Source organism: Deltaproteobacteria bacterium (assembly GCA_011773515.1).
Lineage (GTDB): Bacteria > Desulfobacterota > Deferrimicrobia > J040 > J040 > WVXK01.
The window spans coordinates 429-1132 of sequence record WVXK01000104.1 but is presented as its reverse complement, the minus strand read 5'-3'; the positions used below and the strand labels follow the sequence as shown (position 1 = coordinate 1132).

Here is a 704-nt window from a genome sequence, read left to right as displayed (position 1 = left end):
TGACCTGCCCCCCTGATATCGGTCCAGGTATTGTGTTAAAATTGTCCTGGACAGAAGGAGGAGGATATGGGCAGGAAACGCTACACACCGGAGCAGATCATCACCATGCTCCGTGAAGCCGAAGTTCTGCATAGTCAGGGATTCAAAATGGCAGATGTCTACCGGAAGCTGGGGATCTCTGCACAGACGTATTGCCGCTGGCGCAAGGAGTACGGAGGTATGAGGGTGGATCAGGCCAAACGCTTGAAGGAGCTTGAGAAGGAGAACGCGAGGCTGAAAAAGCTGGTGGCAGAGCTTTCCCTGGAAAACGACATTCTCAAGGAGGTGAACCGGGGAAACTTCTGAGCCCGGCCAAGAGAAGCCGGGCGGTTGATCATGTATGTGAGAAGCTGGGTGTTTCACAGCGCAGAGCCTGCACGGTCTTGGGTCATCCGCGTTCCACCCAGCGGCATATCCGGAAGGTAGCGGAGGATGAGGAGCGATTGGTAGGAAGGATCGTCACTCTAGCCAGTCAATACGGGCGCTATGGTTATCGCCGCATCGCAGCCTTGCTGAGGAATGAAGGCTGGAGAGTCAACCACAAGCGTGTGGAGAGGATTTGGAGGCAGGAAGGATTGAAAGTTCCTCAGAAGCAGCCCAAACGAGGGCGATTGTGGTTAACAGATGGATCATGTATCCGGCTCCGCCCTGAGAGGAAGGACCAT

At 54.8% G+C, this 704-nt stretch carries 1 pseudogene (only partly in view); it reads left to right on the top strand.

Features of this window, described 5'->3' with window-relative positions:
• The first annotated feature begins 66 nt into the window (after window positions 1-66).
• A pseudogene (locus GTN70_11330) lies at window positions 67-704 on the top strand (transposase) (it continues 425 nt past the right edge of the window).